A 17,253-nucleotide genomic window follows, 5' to 3' on the forward strand; every position below is an offset into this window, starting at 1 on the left:
CACAGTCAATCGCGGTGCCGACGGCGCCCCGTGATCATCGACCAAGGCAGGTTTTCCCGCATGCGCACGCTCTCGTAGATGGCCGCCAGCACATGCACGCAAACCAGTGCCAGCAGCGCGTTGGCCAGCCAGCTGTGCAGGTCCATCGGCCAGTCGACACCAAACAGCGCGTCCACCTCCTGCGACGCCCACCCGGTAAGGCCCAGGCCGGCGATGCAGGTCAGCATCAGCACCATCACCAGGGCGCCAATCGGCGAATGCCCCATGTGATGGTCAAGCTCCCCATGCAGCAGAGCCCGGGCATGCCCGATCAGGCTTGCCGGGGTTGGCCAGAAGTCGGCCCAACGCGCGCTGCGTGGCCCGACAAAGCCCCAGATCACACGCACCACCACAACGGCCAGTGCGTAGTAACCCAGCCACTGGTGCCAGTCTTCACCTTCTTCGTTGAAGAAGTAGTTGGCGAAGAACACCACGGCAATAGACCAATGGCACAGCCGCAGCAGGGGGTCCCACAGCTGTACCGTGCCTTCGCTGTTCAATCGTGGTACTCGGTCTTGACTGCCTTGCCCGTCACTGGGTCATGGTAGATCTCGACCTTCTTGCCATCCTTGTCGAAGCCGTAGATCTCGTAGCAGTTACCCTCGGTGACCTTGAACTTGTTGATCTTGTAGCCCTGTTCCTTGAGCTGCGCCTGGAATTTTGCCTGGTCCTGCCAGGTGCTTTTATCAGCGGTGGTGCATTCGGTGGCGGCAAACACAGTGCTGCTGCCAATCAGGAGGGTCATGGCGATCAATGTACGCATGGGACATGAACTCCATTCAGATGAGTGTAAAAGCGCATCCCTAAGCATAGTTCTGCAGGCCGCTTTGCGCTCATTCATTTGCTTTGCACATCAATCGCAAAGAAAAACAAACTTAACAAATGAGCCAAAGCCATCGATGCTTGAGGCATTACGCCCATCGCACGGAGAACAACAACATGAACGACGTCGTCATCGTCGCCGCAACCCGTACCGCCATCGGCAGCTTCCAGGGCGCCTTGGCCACTGTGCCTGCGGTAGACCTGGGTGCCGCCGTGATCAAGCGCCTGCTGGAGCAGACCGGGCTGGCCCCGGCGCAGGTCGACGAAGTCATCCTCGGCCAGGTGCTTACCGCCGGTGCCGGGCAGAACCCGGCACGCCAGGCCGCGATCAAGGCCGGCCTGCCCTTCAGCGTACCGGCAATGACCCTGAACAAGGTTTGCGGCTCGGGCCTGAAGGCGCTGCACCTGGCCGCTCAGGCCATCCGCTGCGGTGACGCCGAGGTAGTCATCGCCGGCGGCCAGGAGAACATGAGCCTTGCCCCCTACGTGATGCCGTCGGCCCGCACCGGCCAGCGCATGGGCCATGGCCAGTTGATCGACAGCATGATCACCGACGGCCTGTGGGATGCCTTCAACGACTACCACATGGGTATCACTGCCGAAAACCTGGTGGACCAGTACGGCCTCAGCCGTGAGCAGCAGGATGCCTTTGCCGCCGAATCGCAGCGCAAGGCGGTAGCGGCGATCGAGGCTGGCCGCTTCGATGACGAAATCACCCCGATCGTGCTGCCGCAGAAAAAGGGAGAACCCAAGGTGTTCGCGCGGGACGAGCAGCCACGCCCGGATACCACCGCCGAATCCCTGGGCAAACTGCGCCCGGCGTTCAAGAAGGATGGCAGCGTCACCGCCGGCAACGCCTCGAGCCTGAATGATGGCGCCGCCGCCGTGCTGCTGATGAGCGCCGCCAAGGCCAAGGCCCTGGGCCTGCCGGTGCTGGCCAGGATCGCGGCTTATGCCAGTGCCGGCGTGGACCCGGCGATCATGGGCATTGGCCCGGTTTCGGCCACCCAGCGCTGCCTGGACAAGGCCGGCTGGCAACTGGCCGAGCTGGACCTGATCGAAGCCAACGAAGCCTTTGCCGCGCAGGCCCTGGCCGTGGGCAAGGCGCTGGAATGGGATGCCACGCGAGTCAACGTGAATGGCGGGGCGATTGCCCTTGGCCACCCGATTGGTGCGTCCGGGTGCCGGGTGCTGGTGACCCTGCTGCACGAGATGATCAAGCGGGACGCCAGGAAGGGCCTGGCAACTCTGTGCATTGGTGGCGGGCAAGGCGTGGCCCTGGCAATCGAGCGTTGATCACAGATTGAATTGAACAGGCCTGGCCCTTTCGCGGGTAAACCCGCTCCCACAGGGACCCCACTGAAGCTGAATCCAATGGAGCCCCTGTGGGAGCGCGTTTACCCGCGAAGAGGCCGGTACAGCCAGCGAAGAATCAGGCAGTGGTACGCAGCTCACGGGCAGCTGCGACCATGTTCACCAACGCTGCCTCGGTCTCCGGCCAGCCACGGGTCTTCAGCCCGCAATCTGGGTTGACCCACAGGCGCTCGGCCGGGATACGCCGGGCAGCCTTGCGCAGCAGCTCGACCATTTCCTCACGGGTCGGCACCCGTGGCGAGTGAATGTCATACACACCCGGGCCGATCTCGTTGGGGTAGGCGAACCGCTCGAACGCCGCCAGCAGCTCCATGTCCGACCGCGAGGTCTCGATGGTGATCACGTCGGCATCCATTGCCGCGATCGACTCGATCACGTCGTTGAACTCGCTGTAGCACATGTGGGTGTGGATCTGGGTTTCGTCACGCACCCCCGAGGCACACAGGCGGAAGGCCTCGGTGGCCCACTCCAGGTAATGGGCCCAGGCGCCGTGGCGCAGCGGCAGGCCTTCACGGAAAGCCGCTTCGTCGATCTGCACGATCCTGATACCCGCCGCTTCAAGGTCGACCACTTCGTCGCGGATCGCCAGCGCCAACTGGCGCGCCTGCACTTCGCGGCTCACGTCCTCACGCGGGAACGACCACATCAGCATGGTCACCGGGCCGGTCAGCATGCCCTTCATCACCTTGCTGGTCAGGCCCTGGGCGTACTTGATCCATTCCACGGTCATGGCCTTCGGCCGGCTCAGGTCACCAACGATCACCGCAGGCTTCACGCAGCGCGAACCATAGCTCTGCACCCAGCCGAAGCGGGTGAAAACATAGCCATCGATCTGCTCGGCGAAGTACTCGACCATGTCGTTGCGCTCGGCCTCGCCGTGCACCAGCACATCCAGGCCCAGGTCCTCCTGGATTTTCACCGCATGGCGGATCTCGCTGTGCATGGCGTCGACGTAATCGGCCTCGGTCAGTTTGCCCTGCCTGTAAGCCTGGCGTGCCAGGCGAATCGCCGAGGTCTGCGGGAACGAACCGATAGTGGTGGTCGGGAACGCCGGCAGGTCGAGCCCCGCACGTTGCTTGACGATACGTTGGGCAAACGCCGACTGACGCTGGCTGTCAGCGGGCTTGATGGCCGCCAGGCGGGCCTGCACGGCTGGTTTGTGAATACGCGGCGAAGCGGCGCGGCTGGCCTGCACGGCCTGGCTTTGGGCCAGTGCGGCGGCCACGTCGTCGGCTTGCGGGGCGTTGATGGCCTTGGCCAGCAGCGCCACTTCCTGGCATTTCTGCACGGCGAAGGCCAGCCAGCTGTGCAGTTCGGCATCGAGCTGGTCTTCACGGTCCAGGTCCACCGGGCTGTGCAGCAGCGAGCAGGATGGCGCCACCCACAGCCGCTCCCCCAGTCGCTCATGGGCATGGCGCAGTACCTCCAACGCCTTTTCCAGGTCGCAGCGCCAGACGTTGCGGCCATTGACCAGGCCCAGCGACAGCACCTTGTAGGCCGGCAGGCGGTCGAGGATGGTCGGGTACTGCTCGGGCGCACGTATCAGGTCGATGTGCAGGCCATCGACCGGCAGGTTGGCGGCCAGGCCCAGGTTGTCTTCCAGGCCGCCGAAGTAGGTGGCGATCAGCTTCTTCAGTGGCGCCCGCTGAAGGATGTTGTAGACGCGCTCGTAGGCATTCTTCCAGTCCTGAGGCAGGTCCAGGGCCAGGATCGGCTCATCGATCTGCACCCATTCCACGCCCTGGGCAGCCAGGCGGTTGAGAATCTGGTCATACAGAGGCAGCAGGCGGTCGAGCAGCTCCAGCTTGTCGAAATCGCCACCCTTGGCCTTGCCCAGCCACAGGTAGGTCAGCGGGCCGATCACCACCGGTTTGACCGCGTGGCCCAGGGCCTGGGCTTCTGCCACTTCTTCGAACAGTTGCTCCCAGCTCAGGGCGAACTGCTGGTCGGCGGTGAATTCTGGGACCAGGTAGTGGTAGTTGGTATCGAACCACTTGGTCATTTCCTGGGCGTGCGCGCCGCCGCAGCAGCTGTCACCCACGGCGCCACGGGCCATGGCGAACAGGGTTTGCAGGGTTGGCCTGGCAGCGTCGTGGCTGCGGAAACGCTGCGGGATCACGCCGAAGGTCAGCGAGTGGGTGAGCACCTGGTCGTACCAGGCGAAGTCGCCGACCGGCAGCAGTTCGATGCCGGCGTCTTTCTGCACCTGCCAGTGGCGGGCACGCAGCTCGCGACCGACGGCGCGCAGGCCGACTTCGTCGAGTTCACCCTTCCAGAAGGCTTCCTGGGCCTTTTTCAGCTCGCGGTCGCGGCCGATACGTGGAAAGCCCAAGTTATGTGCCAGTGCCATGTCTTGTCCCTCAGCATGCATAAATGAATGAGGGGATTTTCCGGGCGCTGGCATCTTGAGACAAACTCATTAAATTTGAGATGAACTCAAGGTTTCCTCATGTTCGTGAAATTGTTCTGTCTGTATTGGCCCCTTCGCGGGCATGCCCGCTCCCACAGGGTTCCCACATGCTTCAAGGTTCATGCATTACCTGTGGGAGCGGGCGAGCCCGCGAAGAGGCCGGCACAGGCAAACCCGGATGTCTCATTCAGAGCACCAGCCTGCGCATCCGGACATGACCTCCCTCGCCTTCTGCCGCAAAATGCCACCCTGACCAAACCAGGTACCCGGCCCCATGAGCCTGCTGAAAACCGCGCTGCGCGAAAACACCTTCGTCTGCGTCATGGAGTTCGTTCCCAAGCCCTCCGCAGAACGCTTCGCCGCCATGGAGGCGATCCTGGCCCGTGCGCACCTGTGCGGCTGGCCGATGACCGTGGCCATCGGCGACCGCGTCGGTAGCCCGCTGGACATGTCGCCACTGGACGCCCTCGCCTCGTTCAGCAACCCGGTACCCGCCCTGCCGCACTTCTCTGGCAAGGACCGCGAACGCCACCACCTGCTCGCCCAACTGCAACGCATGGATGCCGCCGGCCTCGACCAACTGTTGCTGCTCACCGGCGACCGCCTGCCGGGCCACCAGCCCGGCCAGCGCCCGGTACGCTACCTGGAATCGGTCGCAGCCCTGCAGATCGCCCGCCAGGCCTGCCCGCACTGGCTGCTTGGCGCGGCGCTCAACCCGTTCAAGTACTGCGAGGAAGAAGGCGGCGCCCAATACTTCAAGGCCGAGAAAAAACTGGCGGCAGGCGCCGATTTCCTCACCCTGCAACTGGGTTTCGATGCAGGCAAACACCAGGAAGCGATGCACTGGATGAGCCGCCAGGCCGCGCCCAGGCCGATGCTGGCCTGCCTGATGAGCCTCACCCACGGGCGTGCGACGATGCTCGAGCATGTGGCCGGCGTGACCGTCACGCCGTCCATGCGCGACATGCTGGAAGCGGAAGCGGCGAAGTCCAAGGCCTTTGCCTTGGCGCGCAGCGTCGACCGCCTGGCCTTGCAGATCATCGGCGTGAAACTGATGGGCTACGCCGGCGTGCATCTGTCGGGGGTTCACGAACTCAAGCAACTGCTGGCCCTGGAGGCACGCATCGAGCACTGGCAGGCGCAAATCCACACGCTGGAACAATGGGCGCCGGCCTGGCAGGCCAGCTGGCAGATGCCCGGCCTGCCGGCAGTCAGCTTCCATCCGCCGCAGGCTAGCTGGCGCCAGGGCGAGTCACGGGTCGATGCCTCGTTCAAGGAGAAAGCGCGCTATCACCTGATGCATGGCATGCACTCGCTGCTGTTCAGCCGTCGCAATGGCCTGAGCAAGGCGTTTGGCTGGGCGGTGCGCCAGCCGATGTGGGCTACCCGGCTTGGCGCGCAGGTGCTGCACAAGGTGGAACACGCGGTGAAACGCCCGCTGGTAGGCTGCGACACCTGCGGCCGCTGCCGCCTGGAAGACACCCTGTACATCTGCCCGGAAACCTGCCCCAAGGGCCTGGCCAACGGCCCCTGCGGCGGCACCGCGCTCAACCGCTGCGAGTTCGGCGACCGCGAATGCATCCACAGCGTCAAGTACCGCACCGCCAAGGCGATGCGGCAGACGGAGCTGCTGACCGAGCGCCTGATCCCGTGCATCGAGCTCGAGACACGCCACCGTAGTTCTTGGCCGCAGTGGTTCCAGGCCCAGACGCCGCGTCAGTTCAGCTCGCAGCCAGCGCCTCGAACCCAGCCCGAATCGTAGCCTCGGGCAGTTCGTCGGCGATGAACACCATCACGCTCTCGCGGGTTTCACCCTCGGCCCACTCGGCGTCCCAGTCGAAGCCATAGAGTTTGAGCACGCCCTGGAACACCAGCTTGCGCGATTCACCGGCAATATTCAGTACGCCCTTGTAGCGCAGCAGTTGCTTGCCGTGGGTTTCCAGCAGTTCGTTCATGAAGTCGCTGAGCCGGTCTATGTCCAGCGCGCTTTCCGTGCGCAGCACCAAGGTGGAGATCCGATCCGGGGTAGCGGGCTTGAGCAGCGGGCGTAGTGCTGGCTTCAAGTTCGCGCCCAGGTCGGGGTTTAGGTTGAAACCACGTACATCCAGCAGCTCGGCCAGGTCGATGCGACCATGCTCGACCACGCGGATCGCAGCCCGCCCATTGATGCGGGCCAGGCGCTCGCGCAAGGCCTCCACCGCAGCGGGCTCGACCAGGTCGGTCTTGCTCAGCAGCAGGCGATCGGCAAAGCCGACCTGGGCCTGGGCGATGGTCTGGGTCAGGTGCAGTTCGGCGTGGGCGGTATCGACCAGGGTGATGATGCCGTCGAGGATATAGCGCTCACGCAGTTCCTCGTCGATGAAGAAGGTTTGGGCCACCGGCGCCGGGTCGGCCAGGCCGGTGCATTCGATTACCAGGCGGTCGAAGGCGATCTCGCCGGCATCCAGGCGTTCGAGCAGCAGGTACAAGGCGCGGGTCAGGTCGCCATGGATGCTGCAGCACACGCAGCCATTGGCCAAAGTCATCACCTGCACTGGCTCGTCGCCCAGCAGCTGGCTGTCGATGCCGGCCTCGCTGAATTCGTTTTCGATCACGGCGATCTTCAGGCCGTGCTCGGCCTTGAGCATGTGCTTGAGCAAGGTGGTCTTGCCGGCACCGAGGAAGCCAGTGAGTACGGTTACGGGAATAGGCGTCTGCACGCAGAACATCTCCTGTGCGGAAAAAACACTGGCCTCATCGCCGGCAAGCCAGCTCCCACAGATACCGCACAGACCTTGAGGCCTGTGGAGTACCTGTGGGAGCTGGCTTGCCGGCGATGAGGCCGGGACAGGTTAACGCTTGTGGCTCAACAGCACTTGGGCCCGGACTTGCCGCCATAACGCGCTTCCTGGCGTTCGCGGAAGAACTCCTCGTACGTCATGACCGGCTTGTCCGGGTGCTTGGTCTGCATGTGCTCGACGTAGTTGTCGTAGTCGGGCATGCCGACCATCAGGCGGGCTGCCTGCCCCAGGTATTTACCCAGTCGACCCAGGTCGTTGAACATCGCAGCAGTCCTCTCAAGCGTCAGGCAGGGCCTGGAACGGGGTTTCCTTGTCGGTGCGCTCCTTGCGGCCGAGGGCGGCGAAGCCGACCTTTACAGCGAAGAACAGCACGCTGAACACCACCACCAGGAACAGCACAGTCAGGCCGGCGTTGGTGTAGGCGTTGAAGATCACGTGCTGCATCTGCCCGATGTCCTTGGCCGGGGCCAGTACCTGGCCGGCGTCCAGTGCGGTGCTGTACTTCTTGGCCAGGGCCAGGAAGCCGACTGCCGGGTTCGGGTCGAACAGCTTGATCAGGCCTGCGGTGGTGGTGCAGATCAGCAGCCACACGGCCGGTAGCAGGGTGACCCAGACGTAGCGCTGGCGCTTCATCTTGATCAGCACCACGGTGCCGAGCATCAGGGCGATACCGGCCAGCATCTGGTTGGAGATGCCGAACAGCGGCCACAGGGTGTTGATGCCACCCAGCGGGTCGATCACGCCCTGGTACAGCAGGTAGCCCCACAGGGCCACGCAGCCGGCAGTACCGATCAGGTTGGCAGTCCACGACTCGGTGCGCTTGAGCGCCGGTACGAAGCTGCCCAGCAGGTCCTGCAGCATGAAGCGCCCGGCACGGGTGCCGGCGTCCACTGCGGTGAGGATGAACAGCGCCTCGAACAGGATCGCGAAGTGGTACCAGAAGGCCATGGTATTTTCACCTGGCAGCACCTGGTGCAGGATCTGCGCGATACCCACGGCGAGTGTCGGCGCACCACCAGCACGGGCCAGCACGGTGTGCTCGCCAATGTCGCGGGCGGTGGCCTCGAGCTGCTCAGGGGTGATCAGGAAGCCCCAGCTGCTCACCGTTTGCGCAACCGACGCCACATCGGCACCGACCACCGCGGCCGGGCTGTTCATGGCGAAGTACACGCCTGGCTCGATCACCGAGGCGGCGACCATGGCCATGATGGCAACGAACGATTCCATCAGCATGCCGCCGTAGCCGATGTAGCGGGCGTTGGTTTCGTTGTCCAGCAGCTTTGGCGTGGTCCCCGAGGAAATCAGCGCGTGGAAGCCGGATACCGCGCCACAGGCAATGGTGATGAACAGGAACGGGAACAGGGTGCCTTTCCACACAGGGCCGGTGCCGTCGGTGAACTGGGTCAGCGCCGGCATCTTCAACTCGGGCGCGATGATCAGGATACCGATGGCCAGGCCGACGATGGTGCCGATCTTGAGGAAGGTCGAAAGATAGTCACGTGGCGCAAGTACCAGCCATACCGGCAGTACCGCGGCGACGAAGCCATAACCCACAAGCATCCAGGTGATCTGCACGCCGGTGAAGGTGAACGCCGGGCCCCAGGTCGGGTCCGCGGCAATCTGGCCCCCCAGCCAGATCGAAGCCAGCAGCAGCACCACGCCGATGACCGAGATCTCACCGATATGGCCCGGGCGGATGTAGCGCATGTAGATGCCCATGAACATCGCGATCGGGATGGTCGCCATCACCGTGAACATGCCCCACGGGCTTTCGGCCAGGGCCTTGACCACGATCAGTGCCAGCACCGCGAGGATGATGATCATGATCAGGAAGCAGCCGAACAGGGCGATGGTGCCCGGAATGCGGCCCATTTCCTCACGTACCATGTCGCCCAGCGAACGGCCGTTGCGGCGGGTGGACAGGAACAGGACCATGAAGTCCTGCACCGCGCCAGCCAGCACCACGCCGGCGATCAGCCACAGCGTGCCGGGCAGGTAGCCCATCTGCGCGGCGAGCACCGGGCCGACCAGGGGCCCTGCGCCAGCGATGGCGGCGAAGTGGTGGCCGAAGAGGATGTGTTTGTTGGTCGGGACGTAGTCCAGGCCGTCGTTGTTGAGCACCGCCGGGGTGGCACGGCGTGGGTCGAGCTGCATCACCTTGGTGGCGATGAACAGGCTGTAGTAGCGATAGGCGACCAGGTAGATGGCCACTGCCGCGACCACGATCCACAAGGCATTGATCGCCTCGCCGCGACGCAGGGCAACCACACCCAGCGCACAGGCTCCTATGACTGCCAGCGCCAGCCACGGAATGTGGCGTAGCAGGCTATTATTGTTGTTCATGGTTTGCTTCCAGCTGGTGGATTGGAAAAGACCGCCCATCGAGTCTAGGGCGAGTCATCGCGCATTGCCACACTTGCTTTGGTCTAGAGCCTCTGCGGCCAGATTGCGGTACCTGATGTACATACCACTCTAACTATAGTCAGGATGACACCTGAGGACCTACGCGAGGATCTACCCCATGAGCGATCACGACGAACGCCGCCGTTTCCAGCGCATCGACTTCGACGCCCCCACCGAGCTGCGCCAGGGCGTGCAACGCTGGCCTGCCAAGCTGCTGGACCTTTCACTCAAAGGTTTGCTGATCGAACGCCCGGCAAATTGGGATGCCGACCTGACCCAGGATTTCGATGCCATCATTCACCTGGCCCCCGATGCACGGGTACAGATGCAGGTTGAACTGCGTCATGAGGAGACGGACCGCCTGGGCTTCATCTGCCTGTACATCGACGTCGAGTCGATGACCCATCTGCACCGTCTTGTGGAATTGAACGTGGCCGACAGCACCGAAATGATGCGTGAGCTGCGCGAACTCATCGAATAATGAAATCTCTTAGCTAGCTAATGGCCTCCCCGCCTTGTGTTTCCTGTCTACCCAGACAGCTTTAAGCCTGGGTAGCAGCGTTTTGTACACACCCCTCTAGCACAGCATCTGACAAGTTGGTACGCCTTCTGCATTGGGTTCTCGCACACCTTGCGGGCGCTCTTGTGCGCGCTCCGATCAAAATATTGTATACAATTCTTGTGGCAATCATTTGTAGGAAGTGTCTACAGTAGCACCACAACAATAAACAGAGAGCCTGCTCCATGACTACGTCCCCTAGCACGTCTCCCGCCAAGCGCCCCGAGGATGAAAACCTCGGCCTTGGTGCCAACCTGGCCTATGGTCTGCAGCATGTGCTGACCATGTACGGGGGGATCGTCGCGGTACCCCTGATCCTGGGGCAGGCCGCGGGCCTGAACGGTGCCGAAATCGGCATGCTGATCGCCGCTTCGTTGTTTGCCGGTGGCCTGGCCACCCTGCTGCAGACCCTCGGCCTGCCGTTCTTCGGCTGCCAGTTGCCGCTGGTGCAGGGCGTTTCGTTCGCCGGCGTGGCAACCATGGGTGCGATCCTCAGCAGCGAGGGCGGCGGCGGCCTGCCGGGCGTGCTCGGGGCGGTCATGGCAGCGTCGCTGATCGGCTTTCTGATCACCCCGGTGTTCTCGCGCATTACCAAGTTCTTCCCGCCGCTGGTCACCGGCATCGTCATCACCACCATCGGCCTGACCCTGATGCCCGTGGCCGCTCGCTGGGTGATGGGTGGCAACAGCGCCTCGCCGGAATTCGGCAGCGTGGCCAACATCGGCCTGGCGGCCCTGACCTTCGCCATCGTGCTGCTGCTGAGCAAACTGGGCAGCGCGGCGATCTCGCGCCTGTCGATCCTGCTGGCCATGGTGGTCGGCACGCTGATCGCCTGGGCGCTGGGCATGGCTGACTTCAGCAAGGTCACTGAAGGCCCAATGTTCGCCTTCCCCACGCCGTTCCATTTCGGCATGCCGGAATTCCACATCGCCGCGATCCTGTCGATGTGCATCGTGATCATGGTGACCCTGGTGGAGACCTCGGCCGACATCCTCGCCGTGGGTGAGATCATCGACACCAAGGTCGACTCCAAGCGCCTTGGCAACGGCCTGCGCGCCGACATGGCATCGAGCATCCTGGCGCCGGTCTTCGGCTCGTTCACCCAGAGCGCGTTCGCCCAGAACGTCGGCCTGGTAGCCGTGACCGGGGTCAAGAGCCGCTACGTGGTGGCCACCGGTGGCGTGATCCTGGTGGTGCTCGGCCTGCTGCCGATCATGGGCCGGGTGATTGCCGCGGTCCCGACTCCGGTACTGGGTGGCGCGGGCATCGTGCTGTTCGGCACCGTGGCGGCCAGCGGTATCCGCACCCTGTCCAAGGTCAGCTACAAGAACAACGTCAACCTGATCATCGTCGCCGCCTCGCTGGGCTTCGGCATGATCCCGATTGCCGCACCGACCTTCTACCACCACTTCCCGAACTGGTTCGAGACCATCTTCCACTCGGGCATCAGCTCGGCGGCGATCATGGCCATTCTGCTGAACCTGATCTTCAACCACTTCACCGCCGGCAACTCGGACCAGCAGTCGGTGTTTGCCGCCGCGTACGAGCGCACCATCCAGTACTCGGACATTTCAGCGCTGCGTGATGGCGACTACTTCAAGGATGGCAAGCTGTTCGATGCCGAGGGTAATGAAGTGCCGATGCTGGAAATGGACGAGCATGGCAATGAAACGGTCAGGCGCAGTGCGGTTGCCGAGCATTGACTGTTGACTGAGCGGTGAGGTGGGGGGCCGATGCGCATCGTCGGCCCCTTTTTCGTTTTGCCTGTGCCGGCCCTTTCGCGGGTAAACCCGCTCCCACAGGGTTTGCGCAATCCTGAAGCTGATGCGGTACCTGTGGGAACGGGTTCACCCGCGAAGAGGCCGGTGCAGACCACGAATTATTCGAACAGCGCGTCCAGGGCCTGCTCCAGCCGGGTAACGGCAATCACCTGCAACCCCGCCGGCGGCTCTTTCGGCGCATTGCCCTTGGGCACGATGGCCCGCTTGAAACCATGCTTGGCGGCTTCCTTCAAACGCTCCTGGCCACTGGGCACCGGCCGCACCTCGCCGGACAGGCCGATCTCGCCAAACACCAGCAGGCCATGGGCAAGGGGCCGGTTGCGCAGGCTGGACATCACCGCCGCAAGCAGCGCCAGGTCCGAGGCGGTTTCCAGCACCTTCACCCCGCCCACCACGTTGAGGAACACGTCCTGGTCATGGGTGGGAATACCGCCGTGACGGTGCAGCACTGCAAGCAACATGGCCAGGCGGTTCTGGTCCAGGCCCAGGGTCACGCGGCGCGGGTTGGCCAGGTGGCTGTCGTCGACCAGCGCCTGCACCTCCACCAGCATCGGCCGGGTGCCCTCCCAGGTCGCCATCACCACGCTGCCCGGTACTTCCTCCTGGGTGCGGTTGAGGAAGATCGCCGAGGGGTTGGACACCTCCTTCAGGCCACGGTCGGTCATGCCGAACACACCCAGCTCGTTGACCGCGCCAAAGCGGTTCTTCACCGCCCGCAGCAGGCGCAGGCGGCCATCGGACTCGCCTTCGAAATACAGTACGGTGTCGACCATGTGCTCGAGTACCCGCGGGCCGGCCAGCGAGCCTTCCTTGGTCACGTGGCCGACCAGGAAGATCGCCGTGCCGCTCTGCTTGGCGTAGCGCACCAACAACGCAGTGCTTTCGCGCACCTGGGCCACGCCGCCGGGTGCCGATTGCAGTTGCTCGGTGAAAATGGTCTGGATCGAGTCGATCACCATGACCCGGGGCTTCTCGACACGGGCCGTGGCGATGATGGTCTCGATGCAGGTTTCGGTCATCACCTTGAGCTGGTCCTGGGGCAGGCCCAGGCGCCGGGAGCGCATGGCCACCTGCTGCTGCGACTCCTCGCCGGTGACATACAGCGCCGGCATGCCCGTGGCAATGTTGCACAAGGTCTGCAACAGGATGGTCGACTTGCCGATACCGGGGTCACCACCAATCAACACCACCGAGCCATCCACCAGTCCACCGCCCAGCACGCGGTCCAGTTCGGTGCTGCTGGTGGTGAAACGCGGGATTTCCTCGACGCTGACTTCGGCCAGGGTCTTGATCTGCGCCTGCTGCCCGGTCCAGCCGGCACGGCCACTACTGGGCGCAGCGGCACCGCCGCTTTCGATCATGGTCTCGACCAGGGTGTTCCAGGCCCCGCATTCGCCACATTGCCCGGCCCATTTGGGAAAGGTCGCACCGCATTCGGTGCAGCCATACAAGCGCTTGGCTTTGGCCATGGGGTGAGGTCTCCTGGAAAAAACCGCCATGATAGCCGAGCCGGACGTGCCTTGAGCGCCTCGGGATGCGACAAACTATTCGTTCTAACGGTAGTCAGAAACCCTGAGCACAACGCATGAAGCGTTTAAGTGGCTTACAATGCGTAGACCTTACCTTTTGTTACAAGGAACTAAACATGGGCATGATCAGTGAGTTCAAGGCCTTCGCGGTCAAAGGCAATGTCGTCGACATGGCGGTTGGTATCATCATCGGCGCGGCCTTCGGCAAGATCGTCTCGTCTTTCGTCGGTGACGTAATCATGCCGCCACTGGGCCTGTTGATCGGTGGCGTGGACTTCAGCGATCTGGCAATTACCCTGAAGGCTGCCGAAGGTGACGTTCCGGCGGTGGTGCTGGCGTATGGCAAGTTCATTCAGACCGTGATCGACTTCCTGATCGTGGCCTTTGCCATCTTCATGGGGGTGAAGGCGATCAACCGGCTCAAGCGTGAAGAGGCCGTTGCGCCGACTGCCCCGCCTGTGCCGACTGCAGAAGAGACCTTGCTGACCGAGATCCGCGACTTGCTCAAGGCGCAGAACCAGAACCGCTTGCCTTGAGGTCATGCAGGAAACGCTGCGGGAGCGGGTTCGCCCGCTCTCACATCGGCCACAATGGCCTTACCAGTAGTTTTCCACCGCCACCTGCCCAGGCCGCTTGCTCAGGCTTAACTGCAGGTCCCGCGCTTTCAGCACCTTGCGTGTTTCGTCAATCATCTCCGGATTGCCACACAGCATCACCCGCGAATGCTCCGGCGACAATTCCAGACCCGCCGCCTTTTCCAGCTCGCCGTTCTCGATCAGCGTGGTGATACGCTGGTTCAACGCCCCCGGGTGTTGCTCCCGGGTCACTACCGGAATGAACTGCAACTTGCCAGCGAATTCGGCCAGGTAATCGCGCTGCTCCAGCCCGGCGATCTCATCCACATAGGCCAGCTCTTTCGCTTCGCGCACCGAATACACCAGCTTGATGTTGTCGAAACGCTCCCAGGCCTCGAAGTCCTGCAGGATCGACATGAACGGCGCGATGCCAGTACCGGTCGCCAGCAACCAAAGGTCGCGACCACCAACGAAGCGATCAAGGGTGAGGAAGCCGAAGGCCTGGCGGTCGATCAGCAGGGTATCGCCTGCCCCCAGTCGGCTCAGCTCGCTGGTGAACTCCCCGCCTGGCACCACGATGGAGAAAAAGTCGAGGTGCTCGTCATGAGGCGCGCTGACCATGGAATAGGCGCGCCACACCACGCTGCCATCCGCCTTGGTCACGCCCAGGCGGGCAAACTGGCCGGATCGGAAGCGGAACCCTGCATCGCGCGTAACCCGCAGGCTGAAGAGGTTCGGCGTGAGTGGCTGAACATCGAGCAGGGTCTGGCGGGTGAACTTTTCGGCGCTAGCGGTCATATCGGGCTCCAGGTTTGGCGTGCGCACAGTGTCGCGCAAAGTGGCGCGGATAAAAACCACTGCTTTGTAGGGCCTCATCCACGGCGATCCTGCCGAAGTCGCATCGGTTCCTGACCGCTATAACAAAAAAATCTCAGCAAATTGGTAGGTCCTTTCCTACAATCATCCGGGCACCCAAACGGACTGGACCTGGGGCTCAAGGGAGTGTTTCAGATGCGCCACTGGAAACCCGACTATCTTCGTGCGTTCGCCGGCGAACGCTGCCCAGAGAAGTTGTTCGGCATGGCCGTGCATATGGCGCAGGATCTGGGCATGGAGTACCTGGGGCTGAACATTCGCATCCAGATCGCTACGCAAACACCCCACCTGTTCCTGTACAGCAACTACCCCCATGAATGGATCGAGCGCTACCAGCGCGATGACCTCTACAAGCAGGATTCGGCCGCCAATGCGAGCCACGGCTCGACCATGCCGGTGCTGTGGACCGATGAACTGTACCGCGAGGCTCCGCAGTTTCGTAAAGCTGCCTGTCAGAACGGCTTGCGCCATGGCTGGACGCAGTCATTGCACGACCAGCAGCACAACGAAAGCCAGATAAGCGTAGCCAGGTCCAGAAAGTCCATCAGTATCGCCGAACTCTACAGAAAGGCCGGCAGTGTGCAGTGGCTTTGTCATACCCTGCATGAGGTGATCAGCGCACATCACCTCACAGCACTATGCCCGCCGCAGCCGAAGTTGAGTGAGCGGGAACTGGAAGTGCTGAGATGGTCGGCCGCAGGCAAGACCGCCCTCGATTGCGCCAAGATCCTGTCAGTGTCGCAAAGCACGATAAACTTCCACATCCGCAGTGTCATTACCAAGACCAACGCCGCCAACAAAGCTGGCGCCGTCGCCATCGCCATCATGCGTGGCTGGATCTGACCGTCAAACCTGCGACCTTGGGCAAAGCCCTGTAGAATCGCCCGGCAAAGCCCGGGGCGAACCGCAACGGGCAGTTTCGTACCCGAGCCAGACGCCATGCCCCTGTTGACCACCCCATACGCCGAACTCGACCTGATCCGCCAGCCGGAACAGGCCAACGACCCACTGCAGGCTTTCGATGCCGCCGACGAGTACCTGCTTGCGCAGCTGCACGAACAGGCCCCACGGGCCGAGTGCCGGGTGCTGGTGCTCAATGACAGCTTCGGCGCCCTGGCCGCCAGCCTGGCGGGCAAGCTGCAGGTAGTCAGCAGTGGCGATTCGCACCTGGCGCACCTGGCCCTGGAAAAGAACCTGGCACGCAACGGCCTGCCATTTGACAGTGTGCCGTTCGTGCCGGCCAGCGAACACTGGCAAGGCCCGTTCGACCGGGTGCTGGTGCGCGTGCCCAAGACCTTGGCCCTGCTCGAAGAACAACTGATTCGCCTGCAAGGCCACCTGGCGCCCGGTGCGCAGGTGATTGCCGGGGCGATGATCAAGCACCTGCCAAGGGCGGCCGGTGACCTTATGGAGAAGTACATCGGCCCGGTGCAAGCCTCGCTGGCGCAGAAAAAGGCCCGCTTGCTGACCGCGACGGTAGCCGAGCGGCCGGTCGCCCGCTCGCCCTACCCTAGCCGCTACCGCCTCGACGCGCCGGCGCTGGAGCTGGAGCTGGAGCTGCTCAACCATGCCAACGTGTTCTGCCGTGAGGGGTTGGATATCGGCACGCGGGCATTCCTGCCGCACCTGCCCCGCGAACTGGGCCGCGCGCGGGTGGCGGACCTGGGCTGCGGCAACGGGGTATTGGCGATCGCCAGCGCCCTGGCCAACCCGGATGCCCAGTACACTCTGGTCGACGAGTCGTACATGGCGGTGCAATCGGCGCGCGAGAACTGGCAGGCCGCGCTGGGCGAACGCCCGGCAGTGTTCGAGGCAGCCGATGGGTTGGCGGGGTTGGAGAAGCAGTCGCTGGACGTGGTGCTGTGCAACCCGCCGTTCCACCAGCAGCAGGTGGTGGGTGACTTCCTCGCCTGGCGGATGTTCCAGCAGGCGCGTGAGGCGTTGGTGGTAGGCGGTGCGCTGTATATCGTGGGTAACCGGCACCTGGGCTATCACAGCAAGCTGGCGCGGTTGTTCCGGGGGGTGGAGCAGGTCGCGGCTACGCCCAAGTTCGTCATCCTTAAAGCCCGTAAGTAAGCCTGTACCGGCCCTATCGCCGGCAAGCC

General features: G+C 63.3%; 15 protein-coding genes. 7 read left to right on the forward strand and 8 right to left on the reverse strand.

Annotated elements, in window-relative coordinates; translation table 11 throughout:
• Nucleotides 1–5 precede the first annotated feature (5 nt).
• The gene (locus IRZ77_RS18415; RefSeq protein WP_085601156.1) at nucleotides 6–539 is read right to left on the reverse strand and encodes a cytochrome b/b6 domain-containing protein; all 534 of its coding nucleotides are present in this window, start codon (nucleotides 537–539) and stop codon (nucleotides 6–8) included.
• Nucleotides 536–802, reverse strand: coding sequence for a PepSY domain-containing protein (locus tag IRZ77_RS18420; RefSeq protein ID WP_108479960.1), 267 nt, complete (start codon nucleotides 800–802; stop codon nucleotides 536–538). Before IRZ77_RS18420 ends, IRZ77_RS18415 begins: the two co-directional genes overlap by 4 nt.
• 176 nt (nucleotides 803–978) lie before the next feature.
• Between IRZ77_RS18420 and IRZ77_RS18425 the strand changes: the two genes are divergently transcribed.
• Nucleotides 979–2,157, forward strand: a complete 1,179-nt coding sequence (locus IRZ77_RS18425) for an acetyl-CoA C-acetyltransferase (RefSeq protein ID WP_046616348.1) — start codon at nucleotides 979–981, stop codon at nucleotides 2,155–2,157.
• Between the two features lie 136 nt (nucleotides 2,158–2,293).
• On the opposite strand, the gene metE is transcribed toward IRZ77_RS18425, so the two are convergent.
• The gene (gene metE / locus IRZ77_RS18430; RefSeq protein WP_196174081.1) at nucleotides 2,294–4,585 is read right to left on the reverse strand and encodes a 5-methyltetrahydropteroyltriglutamate--homocysteine S-methyltransferase; all 2,292 of its coding nucleotides are present in this window, start codon (nucleotides 4,583–4,585) and stop codon (nucleotides 2,294–2,296) included.
• A gap of 334 nt (nucleotides 4,586–4,919) precedes the next feature.
• Here metE and IRZ77_RS18435 point away from each other — a divergent pair, with 334 nt between their 5' ends.
• A complete protein-coding gene (locus tag IRZ77_RS18435; RefSeq protein ID WP_108479962.1) occupies nucleotides 4,920–6,407 on the forward strand; it encodes a methylenetetrahydrofolate reductase C-terminal domain-containing protein in 1,488 nt (495 codons plus the stop codon).
• Here IRZ77_RS18435 and yjiA read toward each other — a convergent pair.
• From yjiA to IRZ77_RS18450, 3 genes are all read right to left on the reverse strand, one after another.
• Nucleotides 6,367–7,344 carry a GTPase gene (gene yjiA, locus IRZ77_RS18440; protein WP_108479963.1) on the reverse strand — a complete coding sequence of 326 codons (978 nt, stop codon included), beginning with the start codon at nucleotides 7,342–7,344 and terminating at the stop codon, nucleotides 6,367–6,369. The genes IRZ77_RS18435 and yjiA overlap by 41 nt on opposite strands.
• A gap of 146 nt (nucleotides 7,345–7,490) precedes the next feature.
• On the reverse strand, nucleotides 7,491–7,688 hold the full coding sequence (locus IRZ77_RS18445; protein WP_013974210.1) for a YbdD/YjiX family protein: 198 nt from the start codon (nucleotides 7,686–7,688) through the stop codon (nucleotides 7,491–7,493).
• Nucleotides 7,689–7,701: 13 nt separating this feature from the next.
• The gene (locus IRZ77_RS18450) at nucleotides 7,702–9,768 is read right to left on the reverse strand and encodes a carbon starvation CstA family protein (RefSeq protein WP_024087740.1); all 2,067 of its coding nucleotides are present in this window, start codon (nucleotides 9,766–9,768) and stop codon (nucleotides 7,702–7,704) included.
• 178 nt (nucleotides 9,769–9,946) lie between these two features.
• Between IRZ77_RS18450 and IRZ77_RS18455 the strand changes: the two genes are divergently transcribed.
• Entirely contained in the window at nucleotides 9,947–10,309 is a 363-nt protein-coding gene (locus IRZ77_RS18455; RefSeq protein WP_046616351.1) for a PilZ domain-containing protein, read from the forward strand.
• Between the two features lie 263 nt (nucleotides 10,310–10,572).
• Nucleotides 10,573–12,090, forward strand: coding sequence for a nucleobase:cation symporter-2 family protein (locus tag IRZ77_RS18460; RefSeq protein WP_046616352.1), 1,518 nt, complete (start codon nucleotides 10,573–10,575; stop codon nucleotides 12,088–12,090).
• 176 nt (nucleotides 12,091–12,266) lie between these two features.
• Here the strand turns inward: IRZ77_RS18460 and radA are convergent, their stop codons facing one another.
• A complete protein-coding gene (gene radA / locus IRZ77_RS18465) occupies nucleotides 12,267–13,637 on the reverse strand; it encodes a DNA repair protein RadA (protein ID WP_046616353.1) in 1,371 nt (456 codons plus the stop codon).
• Between the two features lie 176 nt (nucleotides 13,638–13,813).
• Here radA and mscL point away from each other — a divergent pair, with 176 nt between their 5' ends.
• Nucleotides 13,814–14,233, forward strand: a complete 420-nt coding sequence (mscL, locus tag IRZ77_RS18470; protein WP_085601151.1) for a large-conductance mechanosensitive channel protein MscL — start codon at nucleotides 13,814–13,816, stop codon at nucleotides 14,231–14,233.
• A 60-nt stretch (nucleotides 14,234–14,293) separates the two neighbouring features.
• Here mscL and IRZ77_RS18475 read toward each other — a convergent pair whose 3' ends face one another.
• Entirely contained in the window at nucleotides 14,294–15,070 is a 777-nt protein-coding gene (locus tag IRZ77_RS18475; protein ID WP_046616355.1) for a ferredoxin--NADP reductase, read from the reverse strand.
• 213 nt (nucleotides 15,071–15,283) lie between these two features.
• Here IRZ77_RS18475 and IRZ77_RS18480 point away from each other — a divergent pair, with 213 nt between their 5' ends.
• Nucleotides 15,284–15,991, forward strand: coding sequence for an autoinducer binding domain-containing protein (locus IRZ77_RS18480; protein WP_046616356.1), 708 nt, complete (start codon nucleotides 15,284–15,286; stop codon nucleotides 15,989–15,991).
• A gap of 96 nt (nucleotides 15,992–16,087) precedes the next feature.
• Nucleotides 16,088–17,224, forward strand: a complete 1,137-nt coding sequence (locus IRZ77_RS18485) for a methyltransferase (protein ID WP_196174083.1) — start codon at nucleotides 16,088–16,090, stop codon at nucleotides 17,222–17,224.
• Nucleotides 17,225–17,253 lie beyond the last annotated feature (29 nt).

This window comes from Pseudomonas pudica, assembly GCF_015680405.1.
GTDB classification, from domain to species: domain Bacteria; phylum Pseudomonadota; class Gammaproteobacteria; order Pseudomonadales; family Pseudomonadaceae; genus Aquipseudomonas; species Aquipseudomonas pudica.